Source organism: Amycolatopsis sp. NPDC004625, assembly GCF_040609695.1.
GTDB lineage: Bacteria > Actinomycetota > Actinomycetes > Mycobacteriales > Pseudonocardiaceae > Amycolatopsis.
This window is the reverse complement of the sequence record NZ_JBEXKX010000031.1, coordinates 32,176-55,865: the sequence shown is the minus strand read 5'-3', so window position 1 is coordinate 55,865 and position 23,690 is coordinate 32,176. Positions and strand designations below refer to the sequence as shown.

Below are 23,690 nucleotides of genomic sequence, written 5' to 3'. Positions count from 1 at the left end.
TCGGGCCGGGGTCGGCCCTTGGCCGGCGGCCGGGATTGTGGCTGGTCGAGCGGCCCGGCCTTGCGGATCCACCGCGATCGGCGGGGTTCGGATGTGGTCCACTGCCGGGCTTGGGGCGAGATCAGGCCCCGGCGAGCCGCGGCCCGGCCCGCGAATGACCGGTCACCGCGATCCGAAAGTCGCCGGTACCCCACCTGGGCCGGAAGCCCACCCGCCAAAGGCGAATCTCCGCGGTTTGCCGCGAATCCGCACCTTTCTCCTCGGGGCGCCCCCCGAGATCAGCCTATCGGCGCCCTCGGACAAAACCCGGTCCGAAGGCGCCCGTCAGCGTCGGTTGTCCACAAGGCGGCCGCCCTGTGGACAACCCACTCAGCTCACCGGCTCCACGATCCCCGCCCGCGCCTCCGGGGCAGCCGACCTCAAGGCGTCCGCTGCCTCGTCGCTCGGCTGGGACTGGGACTTGCGCTCCGCCTCCACCCGCGCCCGGTACACCTCGATCTCCCGCTTCACCGTTTCGGGTGACCACCCGAGGACCTCGCCGACCAGGGCTGCGACCTGTGCGGCGCAGTCCACCCCCCGGTGGGCGTACTCGATCGAGATGCGTGTCCGGCGGGCCAGGACGTCCTCCAGGTGCAGCGCCCCCTCGTGCGAAGCCGCGTACACCACCTCCACCCCCAGGTAGTCCGGGGCGTGCTCGATCGGCTTCAGGAGCTCCGGGCGGCCCTCCGCCGATGCCAGGACCTCGTGGACCAGTGAGCCGTAACGGTCCAGCAGGTGCCTCACCCGGTAGGGGTGCAGCCCGTGCTCGGCCGCCAGGTGGTCGGCCTGGTTGACCAGTGCGTGGTAGCCGTCCGCGCCGAGTAGGGGGACCTTGTCCGTGATCGACGGCTGGGACCGGCCCGGCAGGTCCACCGCCGCCGCGTCGACCGCGTCCGCCGCCATCACCCGATACGTCGTGTACTTGCCGCCCGCGATCGCCACCAGGCCCGGGGCCACACGGGCCACCGCGTGCTCGCGCGAGAGCTTCGACGTCTCTTCGCTCTCCCCCGCCAGCAACGGGCGAAGGCCCGCGTACACGCCTTCGATGTCGTCATGCGTCAGCGGTGTCGCCAGGACCGTGTTGACGTGCTCGAGGATGTAGTCGATGTCGTGCTTCGTCGCCGCCGGGTGGGCCAGGTCGAGGTTCCAGTCCGTGTCCGTCGTGCCGACGATCCAGTGGTTGCGCCAGGGGATCACGAACAGCACCGACTTCTCGGTGCGCAGGATCATCCCCGACTCCGAGACGATCCGGTCGCGCGGCACCACGATGTGCACGCCCTTGCTCGCCCGCACCCGGAACCGGCCCCGGCCGCCGGACAGCCGTTGCAGCTCGTCGGTCCAGACGCCGGTGCAGTTGATCACCGCGGCCGCCGAGATCTCCGTTTCGCGGCCGTCCTCGACGTCGCGCACGCGCACGCCCGACACCCGGTCGGCTTCGCGCAGGAACCCGACGACCTGGGTCGACGTCCGCACCACCGCGCCGTAGTGCGCCGCGGTGCGCGCCACCGTCATCGTGTGGCGGGCGTCGTCGGACTGCGCGTCGTAGTAGCGGATGCCGCCGATCAGCGCGGAGCGCTTGAGGGCCGGCACCATCCGCAGGGCGCCCGCCCTGGTCAGGTGCTTCTGGCCGGGGACGCTGCGGGCGCCGCCCATCGTGTCGTACATCAGCAGGCCCGCCGCGGTGTACGGCCGCTCCCACACGCGGCGCGTCAGCGGGTAGAGGAAGCTGACCGGCTTCACCAGGTGCGGCGCGATCGTCGTCAGCATCAGCTCGCGCTCGCGCAGCGCCTCCCGCACCAGGCCGAATTCGAGCTGCTCCAGGTACCGCAGGCCACCGTGGAAGAGCTTGCTCGACCGGCTCGACGTTCCGGACGCCAGGTCGCGGGCCTCGACGAGCGCGACCCGCAGCCCGCGCGTCGCCGCGTCGAGCGCCGTCCCCGCGCCGACGACCCCGCCGCCGATGACGACGAGGTCGAACGTCTCCTTGCCGAGCCGCTGCCACGTCTCTTCCCGCTTGACCGGGCCCAGTCGAGCCGGGTTCGTCTCCGCTGCGTGCTGCGCCACGTGACATTCCTCCTCGTGCCGGCGAGGCTTCCAGCATCGCACGACCCGGTGATCATCCGCCCGTCCACGGATGACACTTGTGGCGTAACCCTCCGCGATCTTGAAAAGATTCGGCTCTCCGGTGCTTGGAAGTAGCTTCTACGCCCCGGTAACGTCGCCCGGACGTGGGTCGGCAACGGTGCCGTGGCACGCCGTGATCGACCCTGCGCAGATTGTCCAGTGTGGAGGTGCAGCGGTGAGTGCTGGAGCAATAATCGTCTGGGAACTACTGGGAACGGCCGCGCTGATCCTGCTCGGCAACGGTGTCGTCGCCAACCACGTGCTCCGTAAGAACAACGGACACAACGCGGGCTTCCTGTTCATCAACTTCGGCTGGGCGTTCGCCGTCTTCACCGGCGCCAGCATCGCCGCCCCCAGCGGGGCCCACCTCAACCCGGCCGTGACGCTCGGCCTCGCCATCGCCGACAAGACGAAGTGGGCGGACGTCCCGTTCTACTTCATCGGCCAGTTCGCCGGCGCCATCCTCGGCGCCGTGCTCTGCTGGGCCGCCTACAAGCTGCAGTTCGACGACCACCCCGAGCCCGAGAACACGCTCGGCATCTTCTCCACCGCGCCGCAGATCGCCAACACCGCCTGGAACCTCGTCACCGAGGTCATCGGCACCTTCGTCCTGGTCGCCTGGATCCTGCTCAGCCCGGTCGCCGCGGCCATGTCGCCGGACGGCGTGCCGACCTTCGGCAACTCCGCACTGGGCTACGCGGGCGTCTCGTTCGTGGTGCTCGTGATCGGTACCTCCCTCGGCGGGCCGACGGGCTACGCCATCAACCCGGCCCGCGACCTCGGCCCGCGGATCGCGTACGCGTTCCTTCTGCCGATCAAGAACAAGGCCAACGCCAACTGGGGCTACTCGTGGATCCCGGTCGTCGGCCCGCTGGCCGGCGGCGCCCTGGCCGCCCTGCTGTACCTCGCCGTCCACAACCTGACCTGATCGCCCGTCCGTCGGAATTCCGGGAGCACACATGACTTCGTACGTAGCCGCGATCGACCAGGGCACCACGTCCACCCGGTGCATGATCTTCAACCACGAAGGCCGCGTCGTCTCGGTCGACCAGCGTGAGCACGAGCAGATCTTCCCCCGCGCCGGCTGGGTCGAGCACAACGCGGAGGAGATCTGGGAGAACACGCGCCGGGTCGCCGCCGGCGCGCTCGCCAAGGCGGATCTGACCGCTAAGGACATCGCCGCCGTCGGCATCACCAACCAGCGCGAGACCGCGCTCGTCTGGGACAAGACGACCGGCACGCCGGTGTACAACGCGATCGTCTGGCAGGACACCCGCACCGACAAGATCGTCACCGAGCTCGGCAACCTCGGCGGCGGCCAGGAGCGCTACCGCGACAAGGTCGGCCTCCCGCTCGCGACCTACTTCTCCGGGCCCAAGATCAAGTGGATCCTGGACAACGTCGAAGGCGCGCGCGAGAAGGCCGAGGCCGGTGACCTGATCTTCGGCAACATGGACACCTGGGTGCTGTGGAACATGACCGGCGGGACCGACGGTGGCGTGCACGCCACCGACCCGACCAACGCCTCCCGCACCATGCTGATGGACCTCGACACCCTGCAGTGGGACGCCGAGATCGCCGGCGAGATGGGCATCCCCCTTTCGATGCTGCCGGAGATCCGCTCCTCCTCCGAGGAGTACGGCAAGGTCCGCGAGAAGGGCGCGCTGGCCGGCGTCCCGATCGCGGGCATCCTGGGCGACCAGCAGGCCGCGACGTTCGGCCAGGCGTGCCTTTCGCCCGGCGAAGCCAAGAACACCTACGGCACCGGCAACTTCATGCTGCTCAACACCGGCACCGAAAAGGTGATGTCGCAGAACGGGCTGCTCACCACGGTCTGCTACAAGATCGGCTCGAACGACACGGTCTACGCGCTGGAAGGCTCCATCGCCGTCACCGGTTCGCTGGTGCAGTGGCTGCGCGACAACCTCGGCATGATCGCGACCGCGGCCGAGATCGAGGAGCACGCGCGCAGCGTCGAGGACAACGGCGGCGCGTACTTCGTCCCGGCGTTCTCGGGTCTGTTCGCTCCTTACTGGCGATCCGACGCTCGCGGCGCGATCGTCGGGCTCACCCGGTTCGTCAACAAGGGGCACCTCGCCCGCGCGGTGCTGGAGGCGACCGCCTTCCAGTCCCGCGAGGTCATCGACGCGATGAACGCCGACTCCGGCGTCGCCCTCACCTCCCTCAAGGTCGACGGCGGCATGGTCGTCAACGAGCTGCTCATGCAGTTCCAGGCCGACATCCTCGGCGTGCCGGTGATCCGCCCGGTGGTCAACGAGACCACCGCGCTGGGTGCCGCGTACGCCGCCGGCCTCGCCGTCGGGTTCTGGAAGTCCGAGGACGACATCCGCACCAACTGGGCTCAGGACAAGCAGTGGGATCCGTCGATGGACGACGCCCGCCGCGAGCGCGAGTACCGCAACTGGAAGAAGGCCGTCACCAAGACCTTCGACTGGGTATCCGAAGAGGACTGACCGGCGAGGGCCGGGGGTGCCGCCCTGCGGCGCTCCCGGCCCGCCCGCTCACACTTCCCAGCCCTCCGGCTCGCCGGACTGCTCGTTGGGCGCGATGACCAGGAACGGCACGCCCTGGTCGTCCGTGACCCGCACCTGCCGCCCGTACGGCGAGTCGAACGCCTTCCCCTGCACCGTGCCGCCCAGCTCGGTGACCCTGGCCGCGGCCGCGTCGGCGTCCGGTACCCAGAAGTAGGCCAGCCAGTGCGACGGCACCTCGGCCGGCACCGAATCCGGCAGGCCACCGAGGCCGCCGACCGGCCGCCCGTCGATCAGCAGCACCGCGTACGTGAACTCGTCGCTCGAGATGTCCTGGAAGCCGTAGCCGAAGACCTCTTCGTAGAACGGCTTCGCCGCCGGGAAGCCGCGGCTCATGCACTCGTTCCAGGCCAGGGTGCCCGGCGCCGCGGTGACCTGCGTGCCGAGGTGGTGGCCGGCTTCCCAGAGCCCGAAGACCGCGCCCGCCGGATCGGCGACGACGGCCATCCGGCCCTCCTTCATCACCTCCATCACCGGCATCACGACCTGCCCGCCGGCCTCGGTGATCGCCGTGACCGTGCGGTCCACATCGGATACCGCGAGGTAGGTCGTCCAGACCGGCGGGATGTCCTGGCCCGGTGGGGTCTGGCCGATCCCGGCGACCGGGCGCCCCCGCAGCTCCGCCATGCCGTAGAAGCCGGTCTCCTCACCGCCCCGCTGAACGTCCCAGCCGAACAGGCCGCTGTAGAAGGCGATCGCCTTCGCCTGGTCGGGCACCATCAGGTCCACCCAGCTGGGTGTGCCGTCGGGCCATCTTTCTTCCCGGAACACCATGTCGACTCCCAACCCTCGTCCACGCCACCGTCCGGTGACGACCGCCACAGTCTGGCACCGGGCACCGACAAAAACCGAAAATCAGCCGCTGACCAGCCGGGCGTAGACGACGATGTTGTCGACGTAGTTGTGCGCGCTCCGGTCGAAGACGCCGCCGCAGGTGATCAGCCGCAGTTCGGGGCCGGCCGTGTCGTCGTACACGCCTTCGGCCTCGAAGTCCTTCTTCGGCACCTGGTGCACCTTCGTCACCTCGAACACCGCGTTGGTGCCGTCCGTGCGGGCGATCGAGACGCGGTCGCCGGCGGCGAGTTCCTTGAGCCGGAAGAAAATCCCCTTCTGGTGGTTGCCGTCGACGTGGCCGAGGACGACGGCCGGGCCGACCTCGCCCGGCGTCGGCGCGTAGGTGTACCAGCCCGCCTGCAGCGGCGTGGTCACCGGCGGCACCTGGACGGTGTTGTCCGGGTTGAGCCCGAGCGGCACCAGCGACGAGCGGGCGCCGATCTTCGGGATGTCGATCGAAACGGGCTCGGACCTGGGCATCGCCGCGACGGCGTCCCGGCTTTCGCTCCGCGGCTGCGGGACCGCGGCGACCGGCTGCGCGGGCGGCGGTTGCGCGGCGGACGGCCCCGGCCCGCCGCCGAGCGTCAGGGCCAGCACCGCCAGTACCGCCAGCAGCGCGATGGCGAGGGTGATCAGCACACCCCGTCTGTTCGTGATCCTCGTCGTCATGTTCTCCCCCGTGACCGGCGCCTGGAAGTTCACACGTCCGGGTGGACCGAGCGGGTGGGCCCCGACGGTACCTCCGCGGACGGCCCGCTCCGGCGCCCCTGCCCCGGAGCGGGCCTCCCCCCGCTCAGCGCCGGCGGGCCCGGCGGGCGAGCAGCAGCCCGCCGCCCCCGACGGCGAGGACGCCCATGGCGGCCGCGGCCGCGAGCGGGCCGCTGTCGGCGGGGCCGTCGGTCCCGCCGGTCTGCGGGGCGCCGGAGGGCACCTTGGCGACCTGCTTCGCGGCCGAGAGGACCTCGAACGGCACGGTGTAGGTCTCCGGGCCGCAGTGCAGCGTGACGCGGTACTTGCCCGGCTTGACGTTCTGCACCTCGGCGGCGGCGTAGTTGCCGGGCTTGGGGAAGACGAGCGCCGCCGACTGCACGACGACCTCCTCCTCCGGACCGCGGGTCTGGCAGGCGAAGTCGAGCTTCACGTGCGCGCCCGGCAGCGCCTTGGCCGGCGCCACCCGCAGCAGCCGGGTGATCCGGGTCAGCGGGCCTTCCGGGTACTCCGGCTGGGTGGCGGTGGGCGTGGCCGACGGCGTGGCCGGCGTGGTGGTGGGTGCGGACGGCGTCGTGGTGGGCGTGGCCGCGAGCGCCGTGGCGGGCGCGAGAATCGCGAAAGCGGCGGCGACGCCGGCGACGACAACGGTGTTCTTCATTAGTTCTCCCCAATGGATTACGCACTCGGAAACGGGTGCCGTCCGCAGTTCCCCCTGCATCGGCCTTGCCCGTTCACCTACGCTCCCAAAGACGTCTCCACCTGCGAAGGGTTGCGCGTGAAGGTCACGAAAACGTCGCGAAAAACTTCGTCGGGAACCCATGAAAAAACCACCCCGGAGTGCGGCTCCGGGGTGGTCGTGGCGTTTCGGGAATTCAGTCGGCCATGCTGCCGTCGCCCGCTTTCGCGGCCCCGGACGGCACCTTCGCGACCTGGGCGGCGGGCACCGTGAACTGGGTGCTGTACGTCTGGCCGCCGCAGGTGACCGTCAGCGGGTACGACCCCGCACCGGTGCCGGGCTTCAGCTCGACGTCGGCGCTGATGTTCGCGTCCGTGCCCATGAACGGGCCGGGGGTGTAGTTGGAGAAGCTCAGCACCGGCGAGGCGAACTTCGGCGAAGCGCCGTCACACTTGGCCAGTGCGACGTTCGGCGCGTCACGGACGTACTTGTCCACCAGCGTCTGGTTGATCGCGGTGTTGACGTTGAGCTGGACCTTGCCGGCGGCGGGGCTCGGGGCGGCCGCGGTGCTGGTGCTCTGCGCCATCGCCGGCCCCGCCAGCGCCGTCGCCCCGAACACCGCTGCCGCAACGAAAAACACCGTCTTGCGCACCTTCACACCCTTCGCGTCCTTCAGCCTTACAACCGACAAGACGCGACGGGGCGCGACGGGTTGCGTACGGAATCAGTCGAGATCGTCGTGGCGCATGAGCTGGCGCCCGGCCTCGGTGATCGAGCCCGAGAGCGACGGGTACACCGAAAATGTCAGTGCCAGGTGGTCCACTGTGAGCTGGTTCTGGACGGCGAGCGCGATGGGAAGGATGAGCTCGCTCGCCTGCGGCGCCACGACGACTCCACCGACGACCACGCCGGTGGCGGGGCGGCAGAACAGCTTCACGAAGCCTCGGCGGAGGCCCTCCATCTTCGCGCGCGCGTTGGTGGCCAGAGGCAGCATGATGGTGCGCGCGGGCACCTCGCCGGAGTCGATCGCCTGCTGGCTGATGCCGACGGTGGCGATCTCCGGGTGGGTGAACACGTTGGCGGCGACGGTCTTGAGCTTGATCGGCGCGACGCCCTCGCCCAGCGCGTGCCACATCGCGATGCGGCCCTGCATGCTCGCCACCGAGGCGAGCATGAGCACGCCGGTGCAGTCGCCGGCGGCGTAGATCCCGGGAACGGAGGTGCGCGAAACGCGGTCGACGGTGATGAACCCGCCGGGGCCGGGCTCGATGCCGACCTTGTCGAGGCCGACGTCCTGGGTGTTCGGGACCGACCCGACGGTCATCAGCGCGTGGCTGGCTTCGATCACGCGGCCGTCGGCGAGGTGGATCTCGACGCCCTTCTCGGTGCGCTCGACGCGGTCGGCGCGCGCCTGCTTCGCGACTGTCGTGCCGCGCTGCGAGAAGACCTCTTCGAGCACCGCGGCGGCGTCGGCGTCCTCGTGCGGGAGGACGCGGTCACGGCTGGAGACGACGGTGACCTTGACGCCCATCTCGGTGTAGGCGGACGCGAACTCGGCGCCGGTGACGCCCGAGCCGATCACGGCCAGGTGCTCGGGGAGCTCCTGGAGCTCGTAGAGCTGGCGCCAGTCGAGGATGCGCTCGCCGTCCGGCACGGCGCCGGGCAGCACGCGCGGAGTGGCGCCGGTGGCGATGAGGACGACGTCGGCGGGCAGCTTCTCGGTGCCGTCCTTCGTCGTGACGGCGACCTTGTGCGTCGCGAGGCCGGGCTCTTCGTCGCAGAAGCGCGCCTCGCCGGCGATGACGCGGACGCCTTCGCGCTGGACGCGGGCGCGGATGTCGGCGGACTGGGCGAGCGCGAGGCCCTTCACCCGGCCGTGGACGGTCGGGAGGTCGATGCTGGTGTCGGCCAGGTCGGTGTTGATGCCGAGCTCGCCGAGGTCGTGCATCTTGGCCAGGGCGCCGGAGCTGGCGATGAAGGTCTTCGAGGGGACGCAGTCGTAGAGGACGCAGGCACCGCCCAGGCCGTCGCGCTCGACGATCGTGACGTCGGCTCCGTGCTGGGCCGCGACCAGCGCGGCCTCGTAGCCGGCCGGGCCCCCGCCCATGATCACGATCCTGGTCACCTGGGTCCTCCTCATGGCTGTCCGTGCGGTGCTCTCACCGTACGCGGCGAAGGTGTCCGGACACTGAAGTGGGCGAACACGGCGAGTGCGTCCACTCGGGTGAGGGAGGTGTCGCTACGCTGTCGGCGTGCCGTTGTATGCCGCGTACGGATCGAACATGGAGCCCGCCCAGATGCTGGAGCGCGCGCCGCACTCTCCGATGGCCGGCACCGGCTGGCTGGAGGGCTGGCGCCTGACCTTCGGCGGCGAGGACCTGGGGTGGGAAGGTGCCCTGGCCACGATCGTCGAGGACCCCGGGTCACGGGTGTTCGTCGTCCTCTACGACGTGACCTCCTTCGACGAGGACGGCCTGGACCGCTGGGAAGGCGGCGAGCTGGGCATCCATTCGAAGATCCGCCTGCGGGTCCAGACGATGGACGGCTCGGTCCTGGCCTGGCTCTACGTCCTGGACGCCTACGAAGGCGGCCTCCCCTCGGCCCGCTACCTCGGCGTCCTGGCCGACGCCGCCGAGGCGGCCGGCGCCCCAGCCGACTACGTCGGCGACCTCCGCACCCGCCCCTGCTCCGGCATAACCGGCTAACCGACCCCCCAGGTACGCGAACCGACCGCCCAGGCACGCCAGCCGACCGCCCAGGCACGCCAGCCGACCGTCCAGGTACGCGAGCTACGCAGCGCGTGCCCGGAGAGCTTCGCGCAACTCACTCAGAACCCGGACTGGATCACGCAGATCGGCGGCGGCAGCGCGGACGGTGATCCACCCGCGACCCGCCATCCGCCGATCCCGCTCGGCATCGGCAGCCTGCCTGTCCTCGTGTGCGGCGAACCCGTCGTACTCGAGTGCGACCCGTAGAGCGGGCCAGGCCATGTCGAGCACGTACAGCAGCCTCCCGCCGATGTCGTTGATCGGATACTGCACCTCCGGAGCCGGTAGACCGGCCTCGACCACGGTCAGCCGCAGCATGCTCTCCGGTGGCGATTCGGCCTTGCCGTCGGCGAGCGCCAGCATCGACAGCGCCCTGTGGATACCTCGGCGGCTCGCCCGGTCGAGAATGCGGTCCCGGACGTTCTCGCGGAGCGTTCGGAGGTGGTCCGGTGGCAGCCCGCGCATGGCCTCTTCGACGGCCGCGAAGGCCGTTGGCTTGTCACCTCGGCAGAGGAAATCGGCCAGGGCGAAGTCCAGGCTGAAGGTCGGCAGACCATCGATTTCGATCACATCGTGCGGCTCGTAGTCACTCTGGTGCACCACCAGTCCGGGCTTGGATCTGACCCGCCGCGAGTAGGGGACCGTGAGGTGGATATCGCCCCCTTCGGCTACTGATATTCCATGCAGGGCAAGAGAAGTGGCTCCCGAAAGGACCGCAGGCGGACCGGCCAGAAGCAGGGCGGCCTCGGCCCGGGTCGCCAGCTTGAGAGAGTGCGAAGCCGGGACCACCACGCCTCGCCAAGGCTGCGCCAGCAACCCGCCGGCGAGCGCATGCCGGAGCGCTCGCTGGCCCAGCACCTCGACGGCTTCGCTACGCAAAGCCGCCCCGTGTCTTCCTCCCCAATTGATCACAAGATCGAGCATGAGGGGCTTCCGCTTTCGACGAAAGCCCCTCATGCACCAACTGTGGACAACTCGGCCCACCTGTGGATAACTCGCGTACCCGGAGGGTCGGCTCGCGTACCCGGAGGGTCGGCTCGCGTACCCGGAGGGTCGGCTCGCGTACCCGGAGGGTCGGCTCGCGTACCCGGAGGGTCGGCTCGCGTATCTGGACGGTCGGTTACGCGAGGGTGGTTAGGGCGGTGTGGACCAGGGTTCGGACTCCGCAGAGGAGGGACCGCTCGTCGAGGATGAACGTCGGGCGGTGGATGTCCGACTGGGGGGCCGGGGGGCCGGACCAGACGCCGAGGCGGGCGAAGGCTCCCTGGACGTGCTCGAGGTACCAGCCGAAGTCCTCGCCGCCCGAGGACTGCTCGGTCGGGGCTACTGCGCCCTCGCCGAGGGCGGCTTCGACGCCGGCGCGCATCAGGGCTGTCGATTCCGGGTCCGAGACCACCGGCGGGACGCCGCGGCGGTAGTCCAGCTGGAAGCCGACGCCGGTCGGGGCCAGAAGGGACTCCACCGAGGAGGCGACCAACGGCTCCAGGGCCGTCCAGACCTCGTGGTCCGCCGTCCGGAGCGTGCCGCGCAGGACGCCGTCCTGCGGGACCGCGTTGGCCGCCTGGCCCGCGTGGACCGCGCCCCACACCAGGACCGTCCCGGACCGCGGGTCGACGCGCCGCGAGAGCAGCGCCGGCAGGGACGTGATCACCGTGCCCAGCGCGTGGACCAGGTCCGCCGTCAGGTGCGGACGGGACGTGTGGCCGCCCGGGGACGTCAGGCGCAGCTCGATCAGGTCCGCCGCCGACGTCAGCGCGCCGACGCGCATGCCGACCGAGCCCACCTCGAGCCGCGGGTCGACGTGCAGGCCGTAGATGCGCTCGACACCCTCCAGCGCGCCCGCCGCGATCATGTCCAGGGCTCCGCCCGGCATGACCTCCTCGGCCGCCTGGAAGATCAGCCGGACCCGGCCCGGCAGCTCCGGCGCGCCGGCCAGGGCACGGGCCGCGCCCAGCAGGATCGCCGTGTGGGCGTCGTGGCCGCACATGTGCGCCGCGCCCTCGGTCGTCGACGCGTAGGGCAGGCCCGTCGCCTCCGTCAGCGGCAGCGCGTCCATGTCCGCGCGCAGCGCCACGCACCGCTCACCACTGCCGATGTCGCACACGACGCCGGTGCCGCCCGGCAGCACCCACGGCTTGAGCCCGACCGAACGCAGCAGCGTGACGACCAGTTCCGTGGTCGCGAACTCGTGCCGCGACAGCTCCGGGTGCGCGTGGATGTGCCGCCGCCAGGCGAGCACGTCGGTCGCGTTGGCGCGCAGCCAGTCGTCCAGCCAGAACGGGCCGCGGCCCGCACCAAGGTCCTCCACGGGAGCCATGCTTACGCCGGCTGCGGAAATCAGCGCCTCGGACCCCTCCATGGGGTTGATGATGCGCCCTTGGGGGTCGCCTGGAACGTCCGGTCGTGAATCCAACACCGTCACGCCGCACCTCCTCCCGCAACACGGGTAACCCGCGCAGCGGCTGGGGTCACGCGTCGTGCCGATCGATCTGTCGTACGCATTTGCAGACGATCGTGCACCATGCAGGCGGCAAGCCGCGCCTCGAAAACGGCCGTCCTAGACGGCCGGTACCGGATCTGCGTTGAACGGCGTGCACCACTTCGGCAAAGCCGAAAACCTCAGGACCCCTTGGCCCGCTTCGAACGGATCTTGCGCCCCCAGATCACGATGCCGAGCAGTACGATCGCGATCAGGCCCGCGACCAGCTTGTTCCGGGTCTTTTCGCTGTTCGCCTTGTCCGTCTGGGCCGGGTCGAGGACCGGACCCGGTGGCTGGGTCTGCGCCGGGACCAGCCCGGGGGAAGCGTGCGCCACGCTCACCGTGACGGCGGCCGGACGCACCGGCGCGGCCACTGCCGGCGACGCCGTGAACAGCACCGCGCCCAGCAGCCCGACCAGGACCAGACCCCGCAGTTTCGCCATGTCATCCTTTCGCCACGACCAGGCATTCTGCCCACGGACCGCCCGCGCGTCAGCCACCGAACGCGTCGAGGATCCGCTGTGCACCGAGGGTAGCCGTCAGTTCACCGTCCCGCACCGCCCGTTCGACGTCGGGAACGACCGTTCGCACGTCCGGATGCACCGCCAGCCGACCGAGCAGTTGCTCGCGCACCATCGCCCAGGTCCAGTCGACCTGCTGCTGCCGCCGCCGCGCGTCGAGCTCGCCGGACGCCGTCAGCGTGTCGCGGTGCTGCTCGATCGCGCCCCAGACCTCGTCGAGCCGCAGGTTGTGCAGGCCGCTGCAGGTCAGCACCGGCGGCGTCCACGACGCCTCGGGCCCGTAGATCATCCGCAGCGCGCCCGCCAGCTCGCGAGCCGCCCGGCGCGCGTCCCGTTCGTGGTCGCCGTCGGCCTTGTTGACCGCGATGACGTCGGCGAGCTCCAGTACGCCCTTCTTGATGCCCTGGAGCTGGTCACCCGTCCGCGCGAGCGTCAGGAACAGGAAGCAGTCCACCATGTTCGCGACGGTCACTTCGGACTGTCCGACCCCGACCGTCTCGACCAGCACGACGTCGTAGCCGGCCGCCTCCATCAGCACGATCGTCTCGCGGGTGGCCCGCGCGACCCCGCCGAGCGTCCCGGACGTCGGCGACGGCCGGATGAACGCCCGTTCGTCGACCGCCAGGCGCGCCATCCGGGTCTTGTCGCCGAGGATCGACCCGCCGGTCCGCGTCGACGACGGGTCCACCGCCAGCACGGCCACGCGGTGCCCGGCGGCGGTCAGGTCGGTGCCCAGCTGGTCGATGAATGTCGACTTGCCGACACCGGGGACACCGGTGATGCCGACGCGCCGCGCGCCGCCGGCCGACGGCAGCAGCTCGACCAGCAGCTCCTGGGCCAGCGCCCGGTGGTCGTCCCGCTGCGACTCGACCAGCGTGATCGCCTTCGACAGCGTCCCGCGGTCCCCCGCCAGGACGCCCTTGGCGTAGGCGGTGACGTCGATCTTCCTCGGCAAGGGTCAGGACTCCTGCGCGGACAGCTGGCCGAGCAGGTCGATGGCCGCGTCCGCGAGCACCGTGCCGGGCCCGAAGATCGCGGCCGCCCCGGCCTCGCGCAGCGCCGGGTAGTCCTGCGGCGGGATGACGCCGCCGACGACGACCATGATGTCCTCGCGCCCCAGCTCGGCGAGCTCGTGGCGCAGCGCGGGCACCAGCGAGAGGTGCCCGGCGGCCAGCGACGAGACGCCGACGACGTGCACGTCCGCCTCGATCGCCTGCCGCGCGACCTCGGCCGGGGTGGAGAACAGCGGGCCGACGTCGACGTCGAAGCCGAGGTCGGCGAAGCCGGTGGCGATCACCTTCTGGCCGCGGTCGTGGCCGTCCTGGCCCATCTTCGCGACCAGGATGCGGGGACGGCGGCCCTCCTCGGCGGCGAACTCCTCGACCAGCGCACGGGCCTTCTCGACGTTCTGCGTCTTCCCCACCTCCTCGCGGTAGACACCCGAGATGGTCCGGATCTGGCCGGAGTGTCGTCCCCAGAGCTTCTCGAGCGCGTCGGAGATCTCACCGACCGTGGCCTTCGCCCGGGCGGCGTCGATGGCCAGCTCCAGGAGGTTGCCGCCGTTCCCGGCGCCCTCGGTGAGCCGCCGCAACGCGTCTTCGGTCGCCGGAGCGTCGCGTTCGGACCGCAGCCGCCGCAGCTTTTCGAGCTGCTGCGCGCGGACGCCGGCGTTGTCGACCTTGAGGACGTCGATCTCTTCGTCGTCGGTGACCTGGTACTTGTTGACGCCGATCACCGGCTGCCGCCCGGAGTCGATGCGCGCCTGGGTGCGCGCGGCGGCCTCCTCGATGCGCAGCTTGGGGATACCGGCGTCGATCGCGCGGGCCATCCCGCCGGCCTGCTCGACCTCGCTGATGTGCCCCCAAGCCTTGCGCGCGAGGTCGTAGGTCAGCTTCTCGACGAAGGCAGAACCGCCCCACGGGTCGATCACGCGCGTGGTGCCGGACTCCTGCTGCAGCAGCAGCTGCGTGTTGCGGGCGATCCGCGCGGAGAAGTCGGTCGGCAGCGCGAGGGCCTCGTCGAGGGCGTTCGTGTGCAGCGACTGCGTGTGCCCCTGGGTCGCGGCCATCGCTTCGACGCAGGTGCGGACGACGTTGTTGTAGACGTCCTGCGCGGTCAGCGACCAGCCGGACGTCTGGGAGTGCGTACGCAGCGAAAGCGACTTCGACGACGAAGGGTTGAAGCCCTTCACGAGCTTCGCCCACAGCAGACGCGCCGCGCGCAGCTTCGCGACCTCCATGAAGAAGTTCATGCCGATCGCCCAGAAGAAGGACAGCCGCGGCGCGAACTTGTCCACGCTCAGCCCCGCGGCGACACCCGATCGGATGTATTCGACGCCGTCCGCGAGCGTGTACGCCAGCTCGAGGTCGGCCGTCGCGCCGGCTTCCTGCATGTGGTAGCCGGAGATGGAGATCGAGTTGTACTTCGGCATGTGCTGCGAGGTGAACGAAAAGATGTCGGAGATGATCCGCATCGACGGCTGCGGCGGGTAGATGTAGGTGTTGCGGACCATGAACTCCTTGAGGATGTCGTTCTGGATGGTCCCCGCGAGCTGCTCCGGTTTGACGCCCTGTTCTTCCGCCGCGACGACGTACAGCGCCAGTACTGGAAGTACTGCCCCATTCATCGTCATGGACACGCTCATTTTATCTAGGGGGATGCCGTCGAAGAGCTGGCGCATGTCGTAGATGGAGTCGATCGCCACGCCCGCCATGCCGACGTCACCCGACACGCGCGGGTGGTCGGAGTCGTAGCCGCGGTGGGTGGCCAGGTCGAAGGCGACCGAGAGGCCCTTCTGCCCGGCGGCGAGGTTGCGCCGGTAGAACGCGTTGGACTCCTCGGCGGTGGAGAACCCGGCGTACTGGCGGATGGTCCACGGCTGGTTGACGTACATCGTCGGGTACGGCCCGCGCAGGAAGGGCGCGATGCCGGGGTACGTGCCGAGGAAGTCCACGTCGGACAGATCGGCGGTGGTGTAGACCGGCTTGACGCCGATGCCCTCGGGCGTCTCCCAGGCCAGGGCGTCCGGGCCCTTGCCGGTGGCGTCCTCCACCGCGCGTGCCCACGCGTCGCGGTCGCCCGGCGACGGCGTGCCGAGGTCGAGACCGGCGAAGTTCGGGATGCTCATCGCGTGACTCCCAGCTTGGCGTGCAGGCCGTTGAGGACTTCCAGGGCGTCGCAGCCGGCGAAGACGTTCCCGGACACGCCGTCGTAGGTGCCCTTCCCCGCGAGCAGGACGTGTTCGGCGCCCAGCGACGCGGCGACTTCGGCCGCCTGGGCCGCGTAGGCGTCGTCGGTGCCGCAGATGCAGGCGATGCGCGCGCCGGACGCGCGGAACGCGGCGGGCAGGTCGTCGGTCGCGCCCGGGTTGACGGCCTCGATCCCGCCCGCCTGGAACAGGTTGGCGGCGAACCCGGCCCGCGTGGTGTGCGCGGCGACCGAGCCGAGCGTGGCCAGGAAGATCTTCGGCCGCGAGCCGTGCGAAGCGAGGTACGCGTCCGAAGCGTCGCGAAGGGCTTCGAAGCCTTCGGCGTATCGGTGCCGCGGCAACCCACCCTCCACAGTGGACGCCACCGGCTCCCGCACCACCGGCTTCTCGGCCAGGTTAGGGAACTCGCTGACGCCGGTGAGCGGGTCACGCCGGGTCGCGATCCGCGAAGCGCGCTTCTCCCACGTCGCCGCCAATCGCGAGGCCAGCGCACCGGAGGCCAGTGAAGCCACCACGCCGCCTTCACCTTCGATGGCGGTGAACTCGGCCCAGGCGGCGTGCGCGAGGTCGTCGGTGAGCTTCTCGACGTACCACGAGCCGCCCGCCGGGTCGGCGACGCCGGCCAGCTTGGACTCCTCCAGCAGCACGGCGTGGGTGTTGCGGGCGATCCGCGCGGAGAAGGCGTCAGGCCGCCCGATCGCCGCGTCGAACGGCAGCACGGTGACCGCGTCCGCGCCGCCGACACCCGCGCCGAAGCAGGCCACAGTCGTGCGCAGCATGTTCACCCACGGATCGCGCCTGGTCAGCATGGCCGGCGACGTCACGGCGTGCTGGCGCATCGGCGAGGTGAAGCCGCAGACCTCGGCGACGCGCGCCCACAGGCGGCGGGCCGCGCGCAGCTTCGCGATGGTGGAGAACTGGTCGGCGGTCGCGGCGAGCCGGAACTCCAGCTGCCCGGCCGCGGCCTCGATGTCGAGCCCGGCGTCGGTCAGCGCACGCAGGTACGTGACGCCGGCGGCCACCAAAGCGCCCAGCTCCTGCGCGTCCGACCCGCCCGCTTCGTGGAACGGCAGTCCGTCGACGACGATCGTCCGCACTTTCGGGTACTTCCCGGCGACACGCACGGCGAGCGCGGCCGCCGGTTCCAGCGCCACGGCGGCGCCGGAACGGGCCGCCAGCCCGATCGGGTCGGCGCCCAGGACGGCGGTGGCTTCGCTCGCCGGGATCTCGCGCTCGTCGAACAGCTCGAACAGCGAGGAGGCGGCCGCTTCGTGCGAGTCACCCGCGTCCAGGACCACCGGCGCCAGGTCGAGGTAGACCTCGTTCAGCGCGTCCGCCAGGGCCGCGGGCGGGACCGACAGCCAGATCGACGTCACGCCGCCTTCGAGGTCGGCCAGGATCGCCTTGTTGACCGCGCGGCCGTCGTCGCCGGTGAACCGGGCCCGGACGTCCCAGCCGGTGCCGACCTGACCGTCCGGGCGCGCGCCGCGCACGTACGGCGGCAGCCCGGGGAAGCCGATGTCACCGGCGACGTCTTCGGCCGTGTACAGCGGCTGGATCTCGATCCCGTCGTAGGTCCGCGTGACGAGCTTGCCCTCCGGGGCGCCCGCGAAGTCCTCCGGCAGCTTCCCGCTCTTGCGCAGCACGCCCGCGACCAGCTCCTGCCACTGCTCGCGCGTCGCCTGCGGGAACTCGGCCGCCAGGTCGAGTTCGGAGATCGGCACTGACTCCGGACCGGCCACATCAGTCATAACCTGTGATGGTAGAGGCACTCGCCGCGCTCGACCTGTGAGTCTGGTCGCGCTAGGGGCAGGGTCAGGGGTGTGAACGCGCACGCTGCGTCGAGACGGCCGGTCGCGTACGCCACAATTGCCCCGTGCCCCCCTCCAGCGAAGAGACACGAGTGGTCGCCGGTCGCTACCGGCTGCGTTCGGTGCTCGGCTCCGGGTCGATGGGCACCGTCTGGTCGGCCTACGACGAGTTCCTGCACCGGCAGGTGGCCGTCAAGGAGATGAAGGTCCCGCCGGGCATCCCGGCGTCGCAGGCGGACGAGCTGCGGGAGCGCACGCTGCGTGAGGCCCGCGCGATCGCCGTCCTCTCCCACCCGAACGTGATCATCCTGCACGACGTCGCCCGCGAGGACGACCAGCCGTTCGTGGTGATGGAGCTGCTGCCCTCGCGCAGCCTGGCGCACATCCTGCGCGACCACGGGCCGCTGACCGTCGGGCAGGCCGCCGCGGTCGGCATCGCCGTGGCGTCCGCGCTGGAGGCCGCGCACGCCGCCGGCATCACCCACCGTGACGTCAAGCCGGGCAACGTCCTGGTGGCCAGTGACGGCCGGATCAAGCTGACCGACTTCGGCATCGCCCGCAACGTCTCCGAGGCGACCATGACCCGCACCGGGATCATGCTCGGCTCGCCCGCCTACATCGCGCCGGAGGTGGCCTCGGGCGGCGCGGTCACGCCGGCCGCGGACCTCTGGGGCCTCGGCGCGACGCTGTTCGCCGCGGTCGAGGGCGCGCCGCCGTACGACGCCGACGGCGACCCGCTGGAGACGGTCGGCAAGGTCGTCAACGGGAAGGTGCCCAAGCCGAAGGCCGGCCCGCTCGCCGAAGTCATCAGCGCGCTGATGACGAAGGAGCCGGGCCGCCGGATCACGCTGCGGGAGGTCCGGCACCGGCTGTACCCGCTGCAGACGAAGACGCCGCTCGACCTGTTCGGGCCCGAGCTGTTCCACACCCCGGACGGCAAGAAGACGTCCGCGCAGCCGGACGCGACCGACACGCAGGTGATCAAGACCGTCCTGCCCGACAAGGCGAAGGCGGAGAAGAAGGCCGAGGGGTCGAGCAGCGAGCTCGCCACCGATCCCGGCCCGCTGCCGTTCCTGCGGCCGCCGGCCCCGGCCCCGGCTCCCGCGCCGGCCTCGGCCACGAACGCGCCGACGGTGTTCGTCCCGCCGCCGCGGGTGGGCCGCCGCAGCGGCACGGCCACCGCGGTCCTCGTCGCGGTGGCGATCCTGCTCTTCCTGCTCGCCGCCGGCGGCGGGTTCGCGCTGGCCAGGACGGTCGGCGGCCAGCCGCTGTTCCCGCCGGCCGCCGCCCCGCGGAGCACGTCGAACGGCCCCACCGACGTGCCGCCGCCGTCGCTGGTGCAGCAGTCCGGCGACGCGAGCTACGCGACCGGCAACGGCGGGCAGTTCGGGCTCGCCGTGCCGCAGGGGTGGGAGAAGTTCGTCGCCCCGCACACGACCACGAAGTTCGGGGCGAGCACGGCCGTGCAGTACGTCTCGCCCGACGGCCGCCGCTCGCTGCGGGTCGAACGGCTGGCCAAGTACTTCGCCCAGTTCCCCGACGACGGCGAGTACATCGCCTGGCTGAAGGGGTCCTACCCGGGCAACGCGTTCGCCCTCTTCGGGCCGTCGCCGTTGCCGGACGGCAAGGGCTCGACCCTGACCTACCGCCTCGCCGAGGGCGGCGCGCTGCCCGAAAGCGGGGGCGGCGGCACCCGCGTGACGTTCATGAACCTGATCCAGGCGGGCACGAGCCTGTGGCTGCTGTCCGTCACCGTGCCGGCCGAGCAGGAGAGCTCGGGCCAGGACGTCTTCGACCGCGTCGCCAGGACGCTCAGCGTTTCGGACTAGCGCCGCCGCCGAGCACCTCGCGGGACACCTGCTCCTGGGCGAGGTGCCGCAGGCCGGCGAAGATCCGGTCGCCGAGCACGGTGGCGACCACGCCGGCCTCGATGATCTTGTCCACCGAAGCCAGGCCGGCCACCACGCCGACGTCGACCTCCGCGACGCGCACCGCCAGCCGGGCGTACTCGCCGAGCCGTTCGGTCAGCTTGTCCTGCCCGAGCTCCTTCGCCGTGGCCAGCGCGGCGACGAGGTTGTCCATCGCCGCGCCGCCCGGTTCGTGCCACTTCCAGCCGTTCTCCCGGACGACCTCCTCGAGCAGCCCGGACGCCCACGCCGCGGCTTCCTCGGACACCTTCGGCGCGACACCGGCCAGCTCTTCCTGGACGACGCCCATCGTGCTGTGCGGGGTCTCGTCGCCGTCGATCGCGGCCAGCACGGCGCCGACCGAGGCCAGCGGCAGCCCGCCGACGTCGGTGAGCGCCTTGATCAGCCGCAGCCGCTGGACGTGCGCCGCCGAGTACCGCGCCTGGTTCGGGCTGGTCCGCTCGCCGGGCGGGAGCAGGCCCTCGCGCAGGTAGTACTTGACGGTCGCGACCGGCACCCCCGACCGATCGCTCAGTTCGGCCATCCGCATTCGCATCCGCTCCAATGTCCCGGGGTCGTCTCCGGGACAACCCTGAAGACTTCTCAGCATGGATAGCTTAACTTCCCATAACGGAGAGCTTGACTATCCATTCTGGGAGGGAACCATGACCATTCTCGCCGATCTCCGGAGCAGAACGACCTCCTGGCACCGGCCGTCCGCGGTCGCGGCCGCCGTACTGGGCGTGGTGGCACTGCTGGGGCTCGCCGCCCTCGCCGTCGACCAGCGGACCCTGGCGGGTGCGCCGATCTGGGCCAAGCCGGTCAAGTTCGCCGTGTCCGGGGCGCTCTACTTCGCCACCTGGAGCTGGCTCGTCTCGCTGCTGCCGCGGTTCCGGCGCACGGCGGGCCTGCTGACGAACCTGCTCGTCCTGATCTTCGCCGCCGAGTACGTTCTCCTCGTGTTCCAGGCCGCGCGTGGCCACGCCAGCCACTTCAACAACGCCACCCCGCAGGACACCCTGATCTACAACGTGATGGGCAAGATGATCATGGGTCTGTGGGTCGCGACGCTGGCGCTGACCGTGCTGGTGATGTTCACGAAACTCCGGGACCGGGCGAGCTTCTGGGCGGTGCGCACCGGGGCCGTGCTGTCGCTGGCCGGGATCACGCTCGGCATCCTGATGACGTCGCCGACCGCGCAGCAGCTCGCGCAGTGGAAGACCGGTTCGGCGCCGACGATGGTCGGCGCGCACACCGTCGGGCTCGCCGACGGCGGCCCCGGCCTGCCCCTGCTCGGCTGGAGCACGGTGGCGGGCGACCTGCGGATCCCGCACTTCGTCGGGATGCACGCGCTGCAGGTCCTGCCGCTGCTCGCCATCGCGCTGGCCGCCCTGGCCCGGCGTTTCCCGCGGCTGCGCGACGACGTCGTCCGCGCGCGGCTGGTCCTCGTCGGCGCGGCCGGGTACGCCGGGCTGACCGCGCTGGTCACCTGGCAGGCGCTGCGGGCGCAGTCGATCGTGCACCCGGACGCGGTGACGCTGTGGGCGTTCGCGCTGCTGGTCGCGGCGGTCGGGCTGGGTGCGCTGGCCGTCGTCCGGGCGCCGGAGCGGACGGCGGTCCGATGACGCTGTTCTCCCTGGCGTTCCCGCTGGCCGCGCCGTTCTGGGCGCTGATGATCCTGGCGCCGAAGTGGCGGTGGACCGAGCGGATCATGGCCTCGCCGTGGGTGCCCCTGCTGCCGCTGGTCTGCTACTTCGCGCTGGTGCTGCCGCACTTCGGCGAGTGGGGGCGGGCGATGCTCCGGCCCGACCTCGGCGTCCTGCAGACGCTGCTGGCCACGCCGTGGGGCGCCGGGCTCGTCTGGGCGCACCTGATCGCGTTCGACCTGTTCATCGCGCGGTGGATGTACTTCGAAGGCCGGGCGCGCGGGATCTCGCCGTGGATCGTCAGCCCGATCCTGCTGCTGACGATCTTCCTGTCCCCGTTCGGACTGGTCGTGTTCCTCGTGGTCCGGGCCGTCCGGTTACGCTCCCTCGCATGAGTGAACACGAAGCCGCGAGCGCCATCGCCAAGCGCACCGGCGTTGACGCGCACGACATCGCGGTGGTCCTGGGGTCGGGCTGGCGCCCGGCGGCGGACGTCATCGGGGAGTGCGAGACGGAGATCCCGTTCGCCGAACTGCCCGGCTTCACCACGCCCGGCGCGGTGGGCCACGGCGGCACCATCCGCTCGCTGAAGATCGGGGACAAGAACGTCCTGGTCATGCTCGGGCGCACGCACTTCTACGAGGGCAAGGGCATCGACCCGGTGGTGCACAACGTGCGCACCGCGGCGGCGGCCGGCGTCCGGACGGTGCTGCTGACGAACGCGGCAGGCGGCCTGCGCGAAGGCTTCCGGGTGGGTCAGCCGGTGCTGATTTCGGACCACCTGAACCTGACCGCGCGCTCCCCGATCGTCGGCGCGAACTTCGTCGACCTGACGGACCTGTACTCGGCCCGGCTGCGCAAGATCGCGCGGGAGATCGACCCGTCGCTCGAAGAGGGCGTCTACGCGGGCCTGGTGGGGCCGCACTTCGAGACGCCGGCGGAGATCCGGATGCTGCGCACGCTGGGCGCGGACCTGGTCGGCATGTCGACGGTCCTGGAGGCCATCGCCGCCCGCGCGGCCGGTGTCGAGGTCTTCGGCCTGTCCCTGGTGACGAACCTGGCCGCGGGCATGACCGGCGAGCCGCTCAACCACGAGGAAGTCCTGGAAGCGGGCCGCGCGGCCGCCACCCAGATGGGCTCCCTGCTGCGGGACCTCGTCACCCGCGCCTGACCCGGGTTCCGGCTTGAACCAGGTGGTTCAAGCCGGAACCCGCGTGCTCGAAGCCGGAACTCAGACCAGGGTGGAGAGTTGCGCGGCCACCTCGGCCGGGGACGGCATGGCCGCGACCTCGGTGGCCAGGGCGTCGGCCGCGTCGCGGACCGCGGTGTCCGTGAGCAGGTGACGCGCCTTGGCCGCCACGGCCTCGGCGGTGACCTCGGTGCCGAGCAGGCGGTCGCCGACGCCGGCCGCGACCACCGCGTCGGCGTTGGTGAACTGGTCCGCGCCCTGCGGCATCAGCAGCTGGGGCAGAGCCGCGCCGAACGCGCCGAGCGTCGTGCCGCTGCCGCCGTGGTGGACCACCAGGTCGACGTGCGGGAGCAGCGCCGCCTGCGGGACCCACGCCTCGAGCCGGACGTTCTCCGGGACCTCGCCCAGCGCGTCCTCCGGCAGCGACGGGCCGGTGGCGACCAGGACGTCGACGTCCAGCCCGGACAGGCCGGCGATCGCCTCGGTGAGCACGCCCGCGTGCCCCATCGCCGTGCCCAGCGTCAGGTAGACCAGCGGACGCCGCTTGTCCAGCACGCCCGGCGGCAGCTCGCCCGGCTCGCTCCAGCCGACCGGGCGCAGCGGCACCCGGCGGGTGCGCGCCAGGAAACCGGTGTCCTGCACCGATTCCGGGCAGATGTCGACGAACGGGCCGCCGAACGCCAGGTCCTCGCCGATTTCGATGCCCAGCGAAGCGCCGTGTTCGCGGATCGCGTCCCGGATCTGCGTGGTCATCGGGTCGCCGGTCGACACGCGGCCGAAACCGTGGGCCACCACCGGGATGCCCGCCTTCATGGCGGCGAACGCGCCGCCCGAATTGCCCGCCTCGCTCACCACCAGGTCGGGCCGGACGTGGTCGAACAGCGGCAGCAGGTCGGCGAGGAACCGCTTGGGCATCAGTTCGCCGAACACCTTCGCGACGACCGGGAACAGCTCTTCGCGCGGGATGTCGCCGGCCGGGCGGCGCGGGCCGGGCGGACCCGATCCGGCGAACGCCTGGCCGAAGGCGTCCTTGATGGCGAGCCCGGCGGCCGCCGTTTCGAGGCCGGCTTTCGTCAGCTGTGGCAGGAAGTCTTCCGAGGTGGCGAAGGTGACGTCGTGGCCCGCCTCGCGCGCGGCGACCGCCAGCGGGACGAGCGGGAAGGTGTGGCCGAAGGACCCCAGAGAGGTGAAGAGTAAGCGCACCTACCCGACCATAGCCCGTAGG

21 protein-coding genes are annotated in these 23,690 nt (G+C 71.2%); 7 read left to right on the top strand and 14 right to left on the bottom strand.

Annotation, left to right across the window (positions count from 1 at the left end; genetic code table 11):
* Window positions 1-369 precede the first annotated feature (369 nt).
* A complete protein-coding gene (locus tag ABZW17_RS30455) occupies window positions 370-2,103 on the bottom strand; it encodes a glycerol-3-phosphate dehydrogenase/oxidase (RefSeq protein ID WP_354821830.1) in 1,734 nt (577 codons plus the stop codon).
* Window positions 2,104-2,338: 235 nt separating this feature from the next.
* Between ABZW17_RS30455 and ABZW17_RS30450 the strand changes: the two genes are divergently transcribed.
* Both ABZW17_RS30450 and glpK read left to right on the top strand, forming a co-directional pair.
* A complete protein-coding gene (locus tag ABZW17_RS30450) occupies window positions 2,339-3,091 on the top strand; it encodes an MIP/aquaporin family protein (RefSeq protein ID WP_354821827.1) in 753 nt (250 codons plus the stop codon).
* A 31-nt stretch (window positions 3,092-3,122) separates the two neighbouring features.
* Window positions 3,123-4,637 (top strand): glycerol kinase GlpK, encoded by a 1,515-nt coding sequence (gene glpK / locus ABZW17_RS30445; protein WP_354821824.1) that lies wholly within the window; start codon window positions 3,123-3,125, stop codon window positions 4,635-4,637.
* Window positions 4,638-4,685: 48 nt separating this feature from the next.
* On the opposite strand, the gene ABZW17_RS30440 is transcribed toward glpK, so the two are convergent.
* From ABZW17_RS30440 to ABZW17_RS30420, 5 genes are all read right to left on the bottom strand, one after another.
* Window positions 4,686-5,489 (bottom strand): VOC family protein, encoded by an 804-nt coding sequence (locus tag ABZW17_RS30440; protein WP_354821821.1) that lies wholly within the window; start codon window positions 5,487-5,489, stop codon window positions 4,686-4,688.
* Between the two features lie 81 nt (window positions 5,490-5,570).
* A complete protein-coding gene (locus ABZW17_RS30435) occupies window positions 5,571-6,218 on the bottom strand; it encodes a class F sortase (RefSeq protein ID WP_354821819.1) in 648 nt (215 codons plus the stop codon).
* A gap of 124 nt (window positions 6,219-6,342) precedes the next feature.
* Complete coding sequence (locus ABZW17_RS30430; protein WP_354821816.1) at window positions 6,343-6,918, bottom strand: hypothetical protein; 576 nt, start codon at window positions 6,916-6,918, stop codon at window positions 6,343-6,345.
* Window positions 6,919-7,132: 214 nt separating this feature from the next.
* Complete coding sequence (locus tag ABZW17_RS30425; RefSeq protein WP_354821813.1) at window positions 7,133-7,588, bottom strand: hypothetical protein; 456 nt, start codon at window positions 7,586-7,588, stop codon at window positions 7,133-7,135.
* A 72-nt stretch (window positions 7,589-7,660) separates the two neighbouring features.
* Window positions 7,661-9,061, bottom strand: coding sequence for an NAD(P)H-quinone dehydrogenase (locus ABZW17_RS30420; protein WP_354821810.1), 1,401 nt, complete (start codon window positions 9,059-9,061; stop codon window positions 7,661-7,663).
* Between the two features lie 127 nt (window positions 9,062-9,188).
* On the opposite strand from ABZW17_RS30420, the gene ABZW17_RS30415 reads away from it, so the two are divergent.
* On the top strand, window positions 9,189-9,641 hold the full coding sequence (locus ABZW17_RS30415; protein ID WP_354821807.1) for a gamma-glutamylcyclotransferase: 453 nt from the start codon (window positions 9,189-9,191) through the stop codon (window positions 9,639-9,641).
* Window positions 9,642-9,725: 84 nt separating this feature from the next.
* Here ABZW17_RS30415 and ABZW17_RS30410 read toward each other — a convergent pair whose 3' ends face one another.
* The 6 genes from ABZW17_RS30410 to ABZW17_RS30385 all read right to left on the bottom strand — a co-directional run bounded on the left by ABZW17_RS30410 (window position 9,726) and on the right by ABZW17_RS30385 (window position 17,663).
* Window positions 9,726-10,559 (bottom strand): DUF559 domain-containing protein, encoded by an 834-nt coding sequence (locus tag ABZW17_RS30410; protein WP_354822042.1) that lies wholly within the window; start codon window positions 10,557-10,559, stop codon window positions 9,726-9,728.
* A gap of 265 nt (window positions 10,560-10,824) precedes the next feature.
* Window positions 10,825-12,126, bottom strand: coding sequence for an amidohydrolase (locus tag ABZW17_RS30405; protein WP_354821804.1), 1,302 nt, complete (start codon window positions 12,124-12,126; stop codon window positions 10,825-10,827).
* 197 nt (window positions 12,127-12,323) lie between these two features.
* Window positions 12,324-12,626, bottom strand: coding sequence for a hypothetical protein (locus ABZW17_RS30400; protein ID WP_354821801.1), 303 nt, complete (start codon window positions 12,624-12,626; stop codon window positions 12,324-12,326).
* A gap of 49 nt (window positions 12,627-12,675) precedes the next feature.
* Window positions 12,676-13,659 (bottom strand): methylmalonyl Co-A mutase-associated GTPase MeaB, encoded by a 984-nt coding sequence (gene meaB, locus ABZW17_RS30395; protein WP_354821798.1) that lies wholly within the window; start codon window positions 13,657-13,659, stop codon window positions 12,676-12,678.
* A gap of 3 nt (window positions 13,660-13,662) precedes the next feature.
* Window positions 13,663-15,831 carry a methylmalonyl-CoA mutase gene (scpA, locus tag ABZW17_RS30390; protein WP_354821795.1) on the bottom strand — a complete coding sequence of 723 codons (2,169 nt, stop codon included), beginning with the start codon at window positions 15,829-15,831 and terminating at the stop codon, window positions 13,663-13,665.
* Window positions 15,828-17,663 carry a methylmalonyl-CoA mutase family protein gene (locus tag ABZW17_RS30385; protein WP_354821792.1) on the bottom strand — a complete coding sequence of 612 codons (1,836 nt, stop codon included), beginning with the start codon at window positions 17,661-17,663 and terminating at the stop codon, window positions 15,828-15,830. The genes scpA and ABZW17_RS30385 overlap by 4 nt, the downstream gene beginning before the upstream one ends.
* 152 nt (window positions 17,664-17,815) lie before the next feature.
* Between ABZW17_RS30385 and ABZW17_RS30380 the strand changes: the two genes are divergently transcribed.
* Entirely contained in the window at window positions 17,816-19,552 is a 1,737-nt protein-coding gene (locus ABZW17_RS30380) for a serine/threonine-protein kinase (RefSeq protein ID WP_354822039.1), read from the top strand.
* Here the strand turns inward: ABZW17_RS30380 and ABZW17_RS30375 are convergent.
* Complete coding sequence (locus ABZW17_RS30375; RefSeq protein ID WP_354821789.1) at window positions 19,536-20,186, bottom strand: MerR family transcriptional regulator; 651 nt, start codon at window positions 20,184-20,186, stop codon at window positions 19,536-19,538. The two genes, ABZW17_RS30380 and ABZW17_RS30375, sit on opposite strands and share 17 nt — an antisense overlap.
* Window positions 20,187-20,295: 109 nt before the next feature.
* Here ABZW17_RS30375 and ABZW17_RS30370 point away from each other — a divergent pair, with 109 nt between their 5' ends.
* From ABZW17_RS30370 to ABZW17_RS30360, 3 genes are read left to right on the top strand one after another with little or no spacing between them, the layout of a single operon-like run.
* Window positions 20,296-21,255, top strand: a complete 960-nt coding sequence (locus ABZW17_RS30370; protein WP_354821786.1) for a hypothetical protein — start codon at window positions 20,296-20,298, stop codon at window positions 21,253-21,255.
* Window positions 21,252-21,671, top strand: a complete 420-nt coding sequence (locus tag ABZW17_RS30365; protein ID WP_354821783.1) for an ABA4-like family protein — start codon at window positions 21,252-21,254, stop codon at window positions 21,669-21,671. Before ABZW17_RS30370 ends, ABZW17_RS30365 begins: the two co-directional genes overlap by 4 nt.
* Window positions 21,668-22,447, top strand: coding sequence for a purine-nucleoside phosphorylase (locus tag ABZW17_RS30360; RefSeq protein ID WP_354821780.1), 780 nt, complete (start codon window positions 21,668-21,670; stop codon window positions 22,445-22,447). Before ABZW17_RS30365 ends, ABZW17_RS30360 begins: the two co-directional genes overlap by 4 nt.
* Before the next feature lie 60 nt (window positions 22,448-22,507).
* On the opposite strand, the gene ABZW17_RS30355 is transcribed toward ABZW17_RS30360, so the two are convergent.
* Window positions 22,508-23,668: a glycosyltransferase gene (locus ABZW17_RS30355; protein ID WP_354821777.1), complete on the bottom strand. Its 1,161-nt coding sequence runs from the start codon at window positions 23,666-23,668 to the stop codon at window positions 22,508-22,510.
* Between the last annotated feature and the right edge of the window lie 22 nt (window positions 23,669-23,690).

What these genes read in the sequence shown, in the direction of transcription:
- glpK (WP_354821824.1), top strand. Translation starts at nt 3,123, where the DNA reads ATGACTTCGTACGTAGCCGCGATCGACCAGGGCACCACGTCCACCCGG.
- ABZW17_RS30440 (WP_354821821.1), bottom strand. Translation starts at nt 5,489, where the DNA reads ATGGTGTTCCGGGAAGAAAGATGGCCCGACGGCACACCCAGCTGGGTG.
- ABZW17_RS30435 (WP_354821819.1), bottom strand. Translation starts at nt 6,218, where the DNA reads ATGACGACGAGGATCACGAACAGACGGGGTGTGCTGATCACCCTCGCC.
- ABZW17_RS30430 (WP_354821816.1), bottom strand. Translation starts at nt 6,918, where the DNA reads ATGAAGAACACCGTTGTCGTCGCCGGCGTCGCCGCCGCTTTCGCGATT.
- ABZW17_RS30400 (WP_354821801.1), bottom strand. Translation starts at nt 12,626, where the DNA reads ATGGCGAAACTGCGGGGTCTGGTCCTGGTCGGGCTGCTGGGCGCGGTG.
- scpA (WP_354821795.1), bottom strand. Translation starts at nt 15,831, where the DNA reads ATGAGCATCCCGAACTTCGCCGGTCTCGACCTCGGCACGCCGTCGCCG.
- ABZW17_RS30385 (WP_354821792.1), bottom strand. Translation starts at nt 17,663, where the DNA reads ATGACTGATGTGGCCGGTCCGGAGTCAGTGCCGATCTCCGAACTCGAC.
- ABZW17_RS30375 (WP_354821789.1), bottom strand. Translation starts at nt 20,186, where the DNA reads ATGCGAATGCGGATGGCCGAACTGAGCGATCGGTCGGGGGTGCCGGTC.
- ABZW17_RS30370 (WP_354821786.1), top strand. Translation starts at nt 20,296, where the DNA reads ATGACCATTCTCGCCGATCTCCGGAGCAGAACGACCTCCTGGCACCGG.
- ABZW17_RS30365 (WP_354821783.1), top strand. Translation starts at nt 21,252, where the DNA reads ATGACGCTGTTCTCCCTGGCGTTCCCGCTGGCCGCGCCGTTCTGGGCG.
- ABZW17_RS30360 (WP_354821780.1), top strand. Translation starts at nt 21,668, where the DNA reads ATGAGTGAACACGAAGCCGCGAGCGCCATCGCCAAGCGCACCGGCGTT.